The sequence below is a fragment of the Streptomyces sp. NBC_00988 genome (assembly GCF_045162645.1).
Lineage (GTDB): Bacteria > Actinomycetota > Actinomycetes > Streptomycetales > Streptomycetaceae > Streptomyces.
Map to the genome: position 1 here is coordinate 10694411 of NZ_CP108730.1, position 13778 is coordinate 10708188.

Genomic DNA, 13778 nt, shown 5'->3' on the forward strand with positions numbered 1-13778 from the left:
CGAACGGTAACGTTCGGGCGGGCGGTGTGCTGCGGATGCGGCAACTTCCCGCGTGGCGTGGACGATTGGCCGCGCACCGGCCGTACGCCACAGACGTCCCACAGAGATCATCCAGCATTGCGCAAACCATTGACGTGTTCCTGCCCCACCCCTACCTTCTGACCGAATTCACGAACCGCGTTCGACATGGCGAACGTCCGAGTCTCCGGGAGAGCCGCCCGTGACCACACGTCCCCCCGCGCCGTCCCGCCGTACCCTGCTGCGCGCGCTGGCCGTCCTGCCGGCCTCGGCGCTCGTCCTGGGCGAGGCCCCCGGGCTGCTGGGCACGGCCCTGGCCGCCGCACCGTCGAGCGGCTACGCCACCCGGTACACGATCGTCCCGTTCCTCAACAGCGACGACGGCACCGTCAACGTCTACCAGTCCGACGACGCCACCGACTTCCGCCTCGTCCAGGCCTCCGCCTACACCCCGCCGAGCAACCGCATCCGCGACGCGAGCGTGTTCAAGCACACCGACGGCTACTACTACCTGACGTACACCACCCACACCTGGGAGGACGTCAGCACCACCATCGGCTTCGCCCGCAGCGCCGACCGGGTCGACTGGACGTTCCTGTACGACTACACGGTCCCGATCACCAACCTGTCGCGCGCGTGGGCGCCCGAGTGGTTCGTGGACAGCGACGGCAGTGTCAACGTCATCGTGTCCTGCTCGACCACCGACGACGAGTGGATCTTCACGCCGTACCGGCTGAAGGCGTCCAACTCCGCGCTGACGGCGTGGAGTTCACCGGTCGCCCTGTCCGGCATCGGCTCCAACCACATCGACACGTACATCGTGCGGATCGGCTCGACCTACCACGCGTTCACCAAGAACGAGACGGCGAAGTACATCGAGTACGGCACCGCCACCAGCCTCACCGGCCCCTACACGATCTCGAAGACCGGCGACTGGGCCGGCTGGGGCAGCTACCGCGAAGGCCCCTCAGTGGTGCAGCTCGACAACGGCGGCTGGCGGATCTTCTTCGACGGCTACGGCGACGGCACCTACTACTACAGCGACAGCTACGACACCTTCGCCACCTGGTCCGCGCCGACCGCGCTGACCACGCTCTCCGGTACGGCGCGCCACTTCACGGTCATCAAGGAGACGGTGTCCGGCGGCCCGAGCCTCGCGACCGGCGTCACCCGCTCCTTCCAGTCCGCCAACTACACCACCCGCTACTGGCAGGAGGTGTCCTCGCTGCTCAACCTGCCGGTGGTGACCAGCTCCAGCACCACCGCCCTGAAGCAGGCGTCCACGTTCACCGTCGTCGCCGGCCTCGCCGACGCGACCGGCTTCTCCTTCCGGGACTCGGCCGGCAACTACCTGCGCCACTACGACTTCCGGGGCCGGTTCGACGCGAACGACGGCACGGCGACCTTCGCCGGGGACGCCACGTTCTACGCCCGGACGGGCGCCACCACGGGTGCGCTGCGCTTCGAGTCGTACAACTACCCCGGCTACTACCTCCGCCACTACAACTACCAACTGCGGGTGGACCCGACGGACGGCACGGACCTCTTCCGGACGGACAGTTCGTTCGTGCCCGTGACGGCCTGGGCCTGAGACACATGACTGTGATCCGCCGGAACGGGGCAGGATGCGAACGACATTGATCAGCCATGGCCTGGAGGCGCTGGGCGCATGAGCAGTACGGCAGCGACACGGATACGCGAGCTGATCGTCACCCCGATCGCCTTCCGCGACCCGCCCCTCCTCAACTCGAACGGCGTCCACGAGCCGCTGGCCCTGCGGTCCGTCCTCCAACTCGTGCTGGAGGACGGCACGGTGGGCCTCGGCGAGTCCACGGGCGGCACGGTCCGGCTGGAGCGACTTGAGGCGGCGGCGAAGGTCGTCGTAGGGATGGACGTCTTCGACACGACGGCCCTCGTCGCCGCGATCGACGCCGCCCTGCTGCCGGCCGTCCCCAGCTCCCACGAACGCGGCTGGACCAGTTCGGCGGTGGAGGTGGCCTGTCTCGACGCACAGGGCAAGCTGCTCGGACGCCCGGTCAGCGACCTGCTCGGCGGCAAGGTCCGCGACGCCGTGCCCTTCGCCGCATATCTCTTCTACAAGTGGGCCGAACACCCCGCCCTCGACGGCAGGCCCGCGGTGGGCGACGACTGGGACGAGGCGCTGGACCCGGCCGGGATCGTCGAGCAGGCCCGGCTGATGCAACAGCGGTACGGCTTCCGGTCGTTCAAGCTGAAGGGCGGTGTCTTCCCGCCCGACGAGGAGATCGCCGCGATCAGGGCACTGGCCGAGGCCTTCCCGGGGCAGCCGCTGCGGCTGGACCCCAACACGGCCTGGACGGTGGAGACATCCACGTACGTGGCCGGCCAACTGGACGGTGTGCTGGAGTACTTGGAGGACCCGACCGCCACCATCCCCGGCATGGCGCGGGTCGCGAAGGAGTCACCGCTCCCGCTGGCCACCAACATGTGCGTGATCGCCTGGGAGCATCTGCGGCCCGCGATCGAGCAGCGTGCGATCCAGGTCCTCCTCACCGACCACCACTACTGGGGCGGGCTGCGCCGGACCCGCGAACTGGCCGTCGTCTGCGAGGTGTTCGGGCTCGGACTGTCCATGCACTCCAACTCGCACCTGGGCATCAGCCTCGCCGCCATGACCCATGTCGCGGCGGCCATCCCCAACCTCGACCACTCCTGCGACACGCACTACCCGTGGAACTCGGCCGACGACGTCATCGTCCCCGGGGTGCTGGAGCTGCGTGACGGCGCGGTCGAGGTCCCCACCGGTCCCGGCCTCGGCGTGGAGCTCGACCACGACGCCCTCGACCGGCTGCACCGGCTCTACGTCGACTCGGGGGTGCGCGGCCGGGACGACACCGCGTACATGCGGCGGGTCCGGCCCGAGTACGAGCTGAGACTGCCGCGTTGGTGAGCTCGCCCGTCGTCTAGGCGCCGGGCGAGGCTGCACGGCGGCGGGTCTCCGTGAGGTGGGTGTCGACGTACCGGGCCATGATCACCCCGCTCTGCGGGTCGTCGGCCGGCAGGCTGAAGTGGCGGATCAGGGCGACCCCGTCCAGGGCGACGCCCTCACGGGCGAGGACGAAGACAAGGGCCAGGAAGGCGGACCGGGCGTTGCCGTCGTCGAAGGGGTGGAAGAAGCAGACGTCGAGATGGGCGCGGGCCGCGCGGGCGGTCAACGGAAGGGGCCGGGCACCATCCGCCGCGCTCCCGGCCAGACAGGCGTCCAAGCGTTCGCGGGTGTCAGGGCCGATGCCGTAGCGCTCCCGGCCGCCCTTCGCGAAGGCCGGCAGGGTACGGAACGACGGTGGTCGCGGTGTGCCCAGCACGTGCCGCTGCCAGCCGCGCAGCAGCTCGAAGTCGAGCCGGGCGTCGCGCGCCGCGTCGGCCCGCACCAGCTCCAGGGCGGCGAGCAGACCCTCCCCGCGCGCCGTGTCCACGGCGCTGTCGAAGGTACGTATGGACTCCGCCGCGCCATCACGGGCCGGGATCACCGGCCCGTCCCCGCCGCCGTCCGGCACCTCCTCCCACCTCACGTCCTCGCGCAGCGCGAGCCAGCTCCGCAGCTGGTCCGGCGGCGGTCCGGCGGCGGGGCGCACCGCGTCGTCGGGCCGCAGCGATCGCACGAGCCGCTCCGCGATGTCGTCGACGAGCACCCGGTCGGGGCCGGTCCAGCTGTGGAACCGCCCGCCGATCGCCTCGTCGACCAACTCGTCCGCGACCTGGGGGTCGACGTTCCATCGGTGGAGGAACCAGCCGAGCACCTGACGGCAGTGCCCGTACCAGCCGCTGCCGGAGCCGGTGCGGTCGATGACCTGGAAGATCAGGTTCCTGGCCGCGCACTCCCACAGGATCCGCTGGTCCGCCACGGCGGCAAGGTCCAGCGGATACGCCTCGAACAGGTCGGCGAGCCGCTCCAGCCAGTCGCGCCACTCGCACAGCCCGGCGACCACCCGGTCCAGGGTCTCCTCCGGTGTGTCGACCGAGTGCGAGGGACAGCACCAGCTCCCGACCGGTCCGCCGTCGAAGTCTCCCTCGTCGTGGGCCCATCGCCAGCCCACGGCCCAGCCGCCGTAGCGCTCGGCGAGGGCGTACGACATGGCGTCGGTCCAGGGCCTCGCCACGTCCCAGTTCCAGTCGCGGGTCGTGGGACGGCCGGCGGAAGCGTCGGGGCGGGTCGGTGTCCGCAGGGCCGGTCCGAGCAGGCGGATCGTCTGTGCCGCGGACCCGCTGTCGAAGGGATGACGGGCGGGATCCACCTCGTCCCAGCTCAGAGTCCTCGGGTTCAGGTCTTTCAACACCGCGCAAGCCTGCACACCCGCCCGGCGTGCGTTCAACCGGATTTCCGCAGGCCGCCGAACGTCAACGTGCTGTCGTCGACGGCTCGTTGGGGAGCATGGAGTGGGGTGGCACGTGGGCGGACGCGCGTAGTGTCGGCTCGTTGCGCAGCCGTACGAAGGTGATGGCCAGGGCGGCCGCCTGGACGAGGGCGCAGCACAGGACGACCGTGTCGAGGTGGGTCGGCGGGGTGACGGCGACGAGGATGCCGGCCACCGGGAAGGGCAGCAGCAGGAGCAGCATGGTCAGGGAGAGCGTGGTGCCGAAGGCCGTGGCGGGGATGACCAGCGAGCGCAGGGTGCGCAGGACGACGGTGAGGCCGCCGTCGCCCGCCATGAACAGCGCGATGAGGACCATGTAGGCGGCGTAGGACGGGGCTTGGGGCAGGGCGAGACAGGCCGCGGAGGCGAACGTCGCGCAGACGACTCCCACGCCCCACAGGTCCACGCGGCTCAGGGCGAGCCGGCAGCAGGTGACCGCGAGGAGGGTCGCGGCGGCCGCGGCGGACCACAGGGTGCCGACGTCGGCGGAGGAGCGGCCGAAGTTCTCGACCACGATGATCGGGCTCGCGGACTGGAGCAGACCGAGGGCGAGGTTGGAGCAGGCCAGGCCCGCCACCAGCCAGCGCAGGGCGGGCAGTTTGCGCAGCATGCGCAGCCCGGTCCGCAGACTGCCCGGGGTGCGTTCGCCGACCGGCCGTCCGGCGCGCAGCGGGGTGGGCGGGGTCTGGAGCCCGAGCACAGCAGCCAGCAGGGACAGGCCGGTCAGACAGCCGAGCATCCAGCCCGGGCCGACCAGCAGCAGGAAACCCGCGAGCAGGGGGCCGACGAGCATCGCGGTCTGGTCGATGCCGATGAGCACCGACTGCACTCCGTGCGGCCGGTTCTCCGCCCGCCGGGTGACGATCGCCCCCACGGCCTCGTTCGCGACGAAGCTGAACTGGGTGAGGGTGCCGGTCACCGCGGCCAGCACCAGCACGGTCACCGTCTCCGCGGTGCCGCGCGGCAGCATCACCAGCGCCACGGCCGCCCCCGCGAGCACCAGGGCCCGCAGCAGCGAGGCGAGGAAACACACGATCGCCGCGCCGCGCCGGTCCACCACATTGCCCGCCAGCACGAACGCGGCGATCCGCGGCGTCCACTCCAGGGCGAACGCCAGGCCCGTCAGCGACGAGGACCGGGTGATCGCCAGGACCAGCAGCGGCATGGCGTACGTCGACATGGAGAACGCCAGGGCGTCGCTGGTGCGCGGTGCGTAGATCCGTCGGAACAGGCTGCCGGACGGAACGGCTGCATGGCGACCGGCGGGCGGCCGGTCCTCGTGCAGGGTGATGGCCACGGAATGGAAAGCTTTCGGTGAGGCGTATCACGGAGGGGGAAACGGTTGGTACCGACCAGGGGCGAAAAGAATTCGCAGGAGGCGGGGAGAGGAGGAAAACGCCTATGGGCGAAGGGAGTTGAGGCGTGAAATATAGCGCAGTCAATTGAGATTTGGCATATCCGGTGCGGACATCTCCTCAAGGCGTACGCCGCACCTCCCCGTACCCGGAAGACAGAAGGCGAAAAGAAAGCCACTTTGTCGCAATTAGGGCACGGGGAGGCGAGGCATTCACGGCGTTTCCCGTCACGTCTTCGGGTCCCGCCTTCGGGTCACATCTTCGTGGCGCCCGCGGCCAGGTCGCGCAGGAAGTGCCGGGCGCCGACGAGGAACACCACGATCAGCGGGATCACACTCATCAGGGCGCCTGCCATCACCACGGCGTAGTCGGTGTTGTAGGCCACGTTGAGGTTGGCCAGGGCGACCTGGAGGGTGAGCCGGTCGGGGTTGACCAGCACGACCAGGGGCCAGATGTAGTCGTTCCAGAGCTGGATGAACGTGAAGATGCCGAGGAAGGCGAGCGCCGGCCGGAACAGCGGCAGGGCCACCTGCCAGTAGAGGCGGAAGAAACCGGCCCCGTCGATCCGCCCGGCGTCGAGGAGTTCGTCGGGCAGTGAGTTCTGGGCATACTGCCGCATCCAGAAGATTCCGAACGCGTTGGCCGCCCCGGGTATCACGAGGGCCTTGAGCGAACCGGCCCAGCCGAAGTCGGCCATGGTGACGAACTGGGGCACGAGCGAGAGCTGGCCGGGAATCATGTAGGTCGCCAACAGGATGCCGAACAGCAGCTTCCGTGCCGGGAACTCGTACTTGGCGAAGGCGAACGCGGCAAGGGAGTCGAAGAACAGCACCAGTACCGTGCCCGCCACCGAGACGACGACGGTGTTGAACAGCGAACCGAAGAAATCGATCCGGTGGATCACCTGCCGCATGTTCTCCAGGAGATGGGTGCCCGGCACCAGCCGGGGCGGGAACCGGAGGATCTCCTGGGTGGTGATCGAGGCCATCACCACGAGCCAGTAGAAGGGGAACAGGGACACCAGCACACCGAGCAGCAGCAACACCCGCACAGCGACACGGGAGCGCCTGCTGCCGGAGCCGATGGCGAGTCCCGCACCGACGGCGGTCGTCCGGTCAGCGGCCATTGCGGGCTCCCTTGCGCCAGGAGATACGGGGACGGTCGTCGCGCCCGGAGCCGGACACCAGCCGCCAGTTGATGATCGCGAACAGCGCGATGATCGCGAACAGGGACCAGCCGATCGCCGCGCCGTAGCCGAACTGGTGGTCGTTGAAGGCCCTCTGCCAGAGATAGAGCACGATGGTCAGACCCTCCTGGCCCGGTCCGCCGGTGGTGCCGGGGTCGTCCGAGTAGAAGAGCACCTGCGACTCGGTGAAGATCTGCAGGCCGTTGATGGTGGACGTGATGACCGCGAAGAGGATCACCGGCCTCAACTGCGGTACCAGCACCCGGAAAAGGGTCTGCCGGCTGCTCGCCCCGTCGACCCGCGCGGCCTCGAACAGCTCGGTGGGGATGGCCTGGAGGCCCGCCAGGAAGATCAGCGCGTTGTAGCCGACCCACCGCCAGATGATCATGAGGGAGATCGCCGACTTGATGCCGAGGGAGGACGTCAGCCAGTTGACGCCGTCCACCCCGATCGCCTTCAACAGCGAGTTGGCCAGGCCCGCTTGGGCGAAGACCGAGCCGAAGACGATGGTCATGGCGACCATCGAGGTCACGTTCGGAATGAAGTACGCGACCCGGTAGGCGGTGGCGTGGCGCACCTGCGCGTTCAGCAGGAACGCGATGACCAGGGCCAGGAACAGCATCGGCACCGTCGACATGAACCAGATCTCGAAGGTGTTGAGGATCGAGTGCCAGAACACCGAGTCGTGCAGCAGCCAGCGGTACTGCTGGAGCCCCACGTACCGCATGTCACCGATGCCGTCCCAGTCCTGGAAGGACAGGTACAGCGAGAACCCCACCGGGAACGCGCCGAACACCGCGAAGAGCACGTAGTACGGCGAGATCGCGAGATACGGCGGCACGTGCCGCCGCCAACGCCCGCGTGGGGCACCGGTGTTGGCGCCCCGGGCCGCCTTGGCCCCGGTTCCGGCCGCGGGCGCCTGCGCCGCTCCCGTCACGGTCGCCATCTCAGCTCACCCCCTGCTGCGACAGCGTCCGCTCACAGGCGTTCATGGCGTCCCGCCATGCCTTGTCGGGGTTCTTGCCGAGGGTCTCCACGTTGGTCAGCTCCTGGAAGACGGGGGTGTTGCAGATGTCCTCGTAGGGGCTGAAGAAGATGACCGGGGCCTTCTCCGCGGCCGGGCCGAAGACGTCGACAGGTATCTGGCCGCCGAAGAAGGGGTCGGGCCTGCGCATCGCCGGCCTGCTGTACGCGGCCGGGGTGGTGGGGAACAGGGCCATCTCCTGATAGCTCTTCAGCTGGTTCTCCGGCCCGAGCAGCCACTTCAGATAGGCGAACGCGCCCTCGGGGTCACGGCAGTAGCGGGTGATGGTCACGTACGACCCGCCGTAGTTCGTCGGACCGCCGGGCAGTGCCGTCAGCCGCCAGGCCCCGGAGGTCTTCGGCGCCACGTCCTTGAGTCCGCCGATGGCCCACACCGCCGTGATCATCGAGGCGACTTTGCCGCGGCCCATGGCCGCGTTGTAGTCGGGCGTGCTGTCCAACACCCGGGCGCTGAGCCCCTGTCGGTAGGTCTCCACCGCCAAGTCCCAGGCCCGCTTGACGTGTTGCTGGTCGCCGATGAAGCGGTTGTCGGCGTCCACGAACTGCTTCGGGCTCTGGTAGAGGGCCATCCGGAAGACGTAGCTGATCTGGGAGACCAGGAACGGCCTGCCGGGCGCCCTGGACTTGAGCGTCCGGCCGAGCGCGAGGTACTTGTCCCAGGTCGCGGTCGCCTCCGCGACGTCCGCCGGTTCGGTGGGCAGGCCCGCCTTCTCGAACAGGTCCCGGCGGTAGTAGAGCGCGGTCGGACCGGCATCGAGCGGGAAGCCGATCATCCGCCCGCTCGGACTGATCCCGCTCCTCCACTTCCAGTTGAGGTACTGGTCCTCCAGGGCCCCGGCGCCGAGTTTCTTCAGGTCGAGGAACTCCTCCTCGTCCGGGAAGAACACCGAGACGTCGGAGTTCGCGCAGGCCAGGTCCGGCACGTACGCCCGGGCCGCCATGCTGGTGCGCAGCTTCGACTTGTAGTCGCCGGCGATCGGCGAACCCTTCACCTTCAGCCCCGGTACGCCGGGCACACCGCGGGCGGAGACGGCGAGGAGCTTGTCGCTCAGGGCGCCGTTCCAGTACCAGATGCTCAGGTGGTCGGTGCCCGCGGAGACGGAGCCGTCGGAGCTCCCGCACCCCGACAGGCCCAACAGGGCGGCACCCGCACCGCCGAGGGAGGCCCCCAGCAGTCGTCTGCGGGACATCGTTCGGAATTCCATGGGCGCGCACTCACTTTCCGGACATGCCACGGCCGGGGGAGGAGGGGGGGAGAGGCGAGGACGTCGACGACGGTCGATGAGAGGGGGGTGGTCCGACATCGGGCGGCGCGAAACCAGGCGGTTACGTGGGGGTCGTGAACGTTCACGTGAACGTTGCCGTCGAGTATCGAGGCGGCCGAAAACCAGTGTCAAGGGACGTGCACGGTAGTTGTGTTGGCGCTTTCTACGGATCGCCGGAGAGGGCGGCCGGAGCGGCTGGGAGTGCGCCGTGCCGGGACTACGCCGAGGCCCGCACCACCAGTTGGGGAATCACCCATGCGTCGGCGCCGGTCAACGGCTCCTGCCCCGCGCTGAGTCGGGCGACCTGCTCGACCGCGAGCCGGCCCAAGCGCCGTTTGTCGATGTGCAGGGTGCTGAGCGCCGGCTCCACCAACTCGCCCAGCGACAGCCCGTCGAAGCCCAGCACGGCCAGGTCGTCGGGCACCCGCAACCCACGGTGCCGGGCCGCGCGCATAGCCCCGACGGCGATCAGGTCGTTGAACCCGAAGACGGCGGTCAACTCGGGCCGCGCGTCGAGCAGTTGACCCATGGCCACCTCGCCGCCGACCACGCTGTGCTCGGGACTGGGCACGACCCACTTCCCGTCGACGGGCAGTTGGTGCTGCCGTACGGCGGCCAGAAAGGCCTCTCTGCGCGGCCCGGGGGCGTCGATCCGATCGCCGTCGAGCATGCCGATCCGGCGGTGCCCCGCACGCACCAGATGGGCCATGCCCTGCGCGACACCGGCGGCGGCGTCGATGCCGACGGCCCCGAACCGGGTCTGGTGCGGCCCGCGTTCGAGCACCACGGTCGGTACACCGCCGAGGTGCCGGGCGAGTAGGTCGTCCGGGTTCTTGAAGTAGCCGACGACCGCGTCCGCCTGATGGGAGAACTTGTCCAGCGCCTGGAGCTCCCGGTTCTCGTCGGTGCGCGAGTCCCACACCACGACCTGCCAGCCGCGCTCCTCGGCCGCCTCCAGCACACCGGCGGCCACCTCGGGGAAGAACGGGTTCATCAGATCCGGGAGCACCAGCCCCGCCGTCACCGCGCCCTTGCGGACGAGCCCCCGCGCGAACCGGCTCGGCCGGTAGTCCAGCAGGCGCGCGACCTCCAGGACGCGCTCCTTGGTGGCGGGGTCGATCTCACCCTTGTCGTTGACCGCACGGGACACCGTCTGCCGGGACACCCCGGCCAGCTGCGCGACGTCATGGATCGTGGCCCGCCGCCGGGGTCCGTCGGCGCGCGGCTCGCGCTCCTGGTTGTCCGCCCACACGGTGTGCACTGTAGCCGGGGTGGGCGGATGCCTGGCAGGGGACGGTACGAGGGCGTTCCGGGCCGGAGTCGGGAATCACTCGGCCCTCGCACCTCATGCCGAGTCCGGCCGGCACCCGGGCCGAGCCGAGGTTCCGCGGGTCGCGGGTGCCGTAGATGCGATGGAGCCCCAACTCCCCAACTCCCCAAGCGAGGCTTTGACGGCGCCGTCCACCATGACGTGTCGGCGGCAGGCGGTCACCGGCACCACGTCGGTGACCGCCGCCGCTTGTCCACCTAGTAGGCGTGCCCGGCCTTCCTGACCTTGCGGGACACCGTGAACCGGTCGACCTCGGCACCGGTCGCCGCCAGCGCCCGTACCGTGAGGGTCGTCGTGCGGCCGGGCGTGGCCGGTTCGACGTCGACGCGGATGAACGAGTAGCCGGTGTAGCGGACCCGGGACCAGTCGACGTTCTCGGTGACCTGGCCGTCCTTGCCCGTCCAGTACGTCGGCACCGAGTCGATCGCGTCCTCGTGCCCCTCGTAGCTGTCGGCGACGGGGAAGCTGTACACGCTCTCGCCGCCCGCGCCCGCCGTCACGTAGACGACGCCGCCGCGGGTCGGCTCGTGGGTGCCGCCGATGGGCAGGGTGCGGACGGCCTTGTCCTGGACGACCGGGTCGGTGCGCTCGTAGACGTGGTTGTGGCCGTTGACCACCAGGTCCACCTGGTGCTTCTCGTACAGCGGCACCCACTGCTCGCGCACCCCGCCCTCGGAGGCGTGCGAGCTGGTGGTCGAGAACGCGCAGTGGTGGTGGAAGACGACGATGAAGTCGACGTCCGTGCGGGCGCGGAGTTCGGTGAGCCGCTTGTCCAGCCAGGCGGTCTGCTTCCCGCCGGTGTAGCCCTTGTTGGCGGGGATCTCGTACGACACGTCGTTCGCGTCGACCGACACCACACCCACGTTGCCGTGGACGAAGGAGTAGACGCCGGGAGCTGACGTGGCGTCAAAACCGTTGGTGGGGAGGGTGAATCGGGCCTCGTTGCCGCCGTAGCCGTTGGGGGAGTACCAGGACTCCATGTCGTGGTTGCCGAACGCCACCATCCACGGCACCCGGCTCGACAGCGGCTCGATCTGCGCGAGGAACGAATCCCACTGGCGGGCATCGTAGTTGCTCGCGTCACCGGGCAGCCCGTGGCCGGTCTCCTCCGCGTAGCAGATGTCGCCCGCGTGCAGATGGAACGCCGGATTCTGTGCCTGGACAAGGGCGTTGAGGCCGATCGCGGTGTAACTCGGGTTCTGGTCACCGAAGGCGGTGAACGTGAACGGCCGGGTGCTGTGCGTGCGGGGCGCGGTCCTGAAGGAGTACACGGTGTGCGCGGCACCCGCGTCGGCCGGGTCGAAGCCGTCGTGGCCGACGCCGTAGTAGTACGTGGTGTCGGGGCTCAGGTTGTCGAGGGCCGCGTGCACGTAGTACTGGTCGATGTCGGCGCTCTTGCCGATCCCGGCCGGTGTGAACAGGTCGCGCACCTCCGCCGGTATGCGGTGGCTCAGGTCGAGGGGGCTGCGGCCGATGCGGAGGAAGGGTTTCTTCACCGGGAGCGGCACCTGCCACGACACCCGCATCTGCGTCCGCGGATCGGCGCCGTAGGCGATGTGTCTGCCGAACGGCGCGACCAGCGAACCGTGCACAGCGGAGGTGGCGGAACCCGGCACGAGCGTGGGCGTCGCCGCCATTGCGGCACCGGCGGTGCCGCCCGCGAGGGCGACCCCGGTCGCGGCGACCGCGCCACCGCGGAGCAGACCGCGGCGGGAGAAGGCGCGGCGGAGGTATTCGTGTTGCTCGGGCATGCTCAGGGTGTCGGCGAGCCGGTCGGGAAGACCCATGCGAGGAGTGTTCATGGGCGCGACGCTGGCAGCGCCGGTTGAACGACCGATTGCCGCCTGCCCATGAGCTGGCCATATCCCGCCCATTGCCTGGCTCGTTTCCTATGTCTCGGATGTCCCCGGCGGCTGCGTGAAGTGGCGGGCACCGGTCAGGACGAGCACCGCGAGCGCGGCCGGTGCCGCGTACGCGAGCCGGAACTCCCCGGTGGAGCCGAGGAGTCCACTCACCGCGCCGCCGGTGACGACGCCCGCGTAGTTGAAGAGGTTCAGTCGGGCCAGCACCGTCTCCGAGGCGGCGGGCCGCAACCGTGCGGCGGAGGCCAGACACAGTGGCGCCAGCACCGACGCACCGAGCCCCACGACTCCCGCCGCGAGCACGGCGAACGGCCAGCTCGGAGCCGTGGCCACACCCACCAGGCCACCCGCCACCACCAGGGCGGCCGTGCGGACGACGGCGCCGGTACCGACCCGCTGCACCAGCCGGTCCACGGTCGCGCGGCCGACGACCGTGCCCGCCTGGTACGCCGCGTACGCCATCGGCGCCACCGCGAGGGACGCGCCGAGGGTCTGCCGCAGATACACCGCCGACCAGGCGGACACGGTCGAGTCCACGACGTAGACGACGAGCAGGACCAGCCCGAAGGGGAGGAGCCGCAGCCACAGCCGGCGCCCCAACGGTGGCTGCGAGGACGGCACTTGGGAGGAGGGGAGGGTGTGCGTGCGCAGACAGACAGCGACGACCAGCAGCAAGCCCGCCTGTACGGCCAGGCCGTCGCCCACCGGCCGGTCCAGCCGGGCCGCGCCGGCAGTCAGCAGCGCGGCGAGCACGCCGCCCACGCTCCACGCCGTGTAGAACGACCCGAAGACGCTACGGCCGTAGGCGCGTTCGATCGCGGCGGCCCGGGTGTTGATGCCGACGTCGAGGCCGCCGACCGCGAGGCCGAAGAGGACGTACGCGCAGATGACGGTCTGCGGGCCGGGAGCCCAGCCGATCAGGGTGAGTGCGACGGCGGCCGTGAGCAGCGCCCCGCGCATCGTGGCGACGGGCCCGGCGACGCGGACCGCGGCCAGCCCCAGGAAGCTGCCGACCCCCGCCGTCAGGGCCACCCCGACCAGCGTGGCGGTGGTCAGGAGCGGGGACAGCTTCAGATGCTCGGTGACGGCGGGGACGGTCGTGTACACGGCGGCGACGGACATGCCCTGCGCGGCGAACGCGAGGGTCGTCGCCCTTCGGGCACCGGCGCGGTCGGCGGGGCGCCCGGTACGGGCCCGGCCCGGAGTACTGACTGACATGCACAGACCGTATTCAGCCGGGGCAGGGCGAACGCAGGACGCCGGGGGCCGTTGAGGGGACTCCGGCGGCCAGCCCGTACGACCGCTGCCGTCCGGATGCTTACGG

Annotated in this window: 10 protein-coding genes; 2 read left to right on the plus strand and 8 right to left on the minus strand. The window is 70.1% G+C overall.

Annotated features, from left to right (window positions below; genetic code table 11):
• Positions 1–220: 220 nt before the first annotated feature.
• Together OG496_RS48235 and OG496_RS48240 are read left to right on the plus strand one after the other, a co-directional pair.
• Positions 221–1609: a glycoside hydrolase family 43 protein gene (locus OG496_RS48235; RefSeq protein WP_405975408.1), complete on the plus strand. Its 1389-nt coding sequence runs from the start codon at positions 221–223 to the stop codon at positions 1607–1609.
• A 78-nt stretch (positions 1610–1687) separates the two neighbouring features.
• Positions 1688–2947, plus strand: a complete 1260-nt coding sequence (locus OG496_RS48240) for a glucarate dehydratase family protein (protein ID WP_405975409.1) — start codon at positions 1688–1690, stop codon at positions 2945–2947.
• A 13-nt stretch (positions 2948–2960) separates the two neighbouring features.
• Here the strand turns inward: OG496_RS48240 and OG496_RS48245 are convergent, their stop codons facing one another.
• The 8 genes from OG496_RS48245 to OG496_RS48280 form a co-directional block, all read right to left on the minus strand.
• A complete protein-coding gene (locus tag OG496_RS48245) occupies positions 2961–4334 on the minus strand; it encodes a Fic family protein (RefSeq protein WP_405975410.1) in 1374 nt (457 codons plus the stop codon).
• Between the two features lie 61 nt (positions 4335–4395).
• Positions 4396–5709 (minus strand): MFS transporter, encoded by a 1314-nt coding sequence (locus OG496_RS48250; protein ID WP_366491725.1) that lies wholly within the window; start codon positions 5707–5709, stop codon positions 4396–4398.
• Between the two features lie 311 nt (positions 5710–6020).
• Positions 6021–6893, minus strand: coding sequence for a carbohydrate ABC transporter permease (locus tag OG496_RS48255; protein WP_327399511.1), 873 nt, complete (start codon positions 6891–6893; stop codon positions 6021–6023).
• A complete protein-coding gene (locus tag OG496_RS48260; RefSeq protein ID WP_405975411.1) occupies positions 6883–7899 on the minus strand; it encodes a carbohydrate ABC transporter permease in 1017 nt (338 codons plus the stop codon). Before OG496_RS48260 ends, OG496_RS48255 begins: the two co-directional genes overlap by 11 nt.
• Position 7900: 1 nt before the next feature.
• Positions 7901–9187 (minus strand): ABC transporter substrate-binding protein, encoded by a 1287-nt coding sequence (locus tag OG496_RS48265; protein WP_405975412.1) that lies wholly within the window; start codon positions 9185–9187, stop codon positions 7901–7903.
• Positions 9188–9479: 292 nt separating this feature from the next.
• Positions 9480–10514, minus strand: coding sequence for a LacI family DNA-binding transcriptional regulator (locus tag OG496_RS48270; protein ID WP_405975413.1), 1035 nt, complete (start codon positions 10512–10514; stop codon positions 9480–9482).
• A 275-nt stretch (positions 10515–10789) separates the two neighbouring features.
• Complete coding sequence (locus tag OG496_RS48275; protein WP_405975414.1) at positions 10790–12379, minus strand: purple acid phosphatase family protein; 1590 nt, start codon at positions 12377–12379, stop codon at positions 10790–10792.
• A gap of 102 nt (positions 12380–12481) precedes the next feature.
• Complete coding sequence (locus OG496_RS48280) at positions 12482–13672, minus strand: MFS transporter (protein ID WP_366491720.1); 1191 nt, start codon at positions 13670–13672, stop codon at positions 12482–12484.
• Positions 13673–13778 lie beyond the last annotated feature (106 nt).

Excerpts from the sequence above, each read along its gene's own strand:
- OG496_RS48240 (WP_405975409.1), top strand. The coding sequence starts at position 1,688 with ATGAGCAGTACGGCAGCGACACGGATACGCGAGCTGATCGTCACCCCG.
- OG496_RS48260 (WP_405975411.1), bottom strand. The coding sequence starts at position 7,899 with ATGGCGACCGTGACGGGAGCGGCGCAGGCGCCCGCGGCCGGAACCGGG.
- OG496_RS48275 (WP_405975414.1), bottom strand. The coding sequence starts at position 12,379 with ATGGGTCTTCCCGACCGGCTCGCCGACACCCTGAGCATGCCCGAGCAA.
- OG496_RS48265 (WP_405975412.1), bottom strand. The coding sequence starts at position 9,187 with ATGTCCCGCAGACGACTGCTGGGGGCCTCCCTCGGCGGTGCGGGTGCC.
- OG496_RS48280 (WP_366491720.1), bottom strand. The coding sequence starts at position 13,672 with ATGTCAGTCAGTACTCCGGGCCGGGCCCGTACCGGGCGCCCCGCCGAC.
- OG496_RS48255 (WP_327399511.1), bottom strand. The coding sequence starts at position 6,893 with ATGGCCGCTGACCGGACGACCGCCGTCGGTGCGGGACTCGCCATCGGC.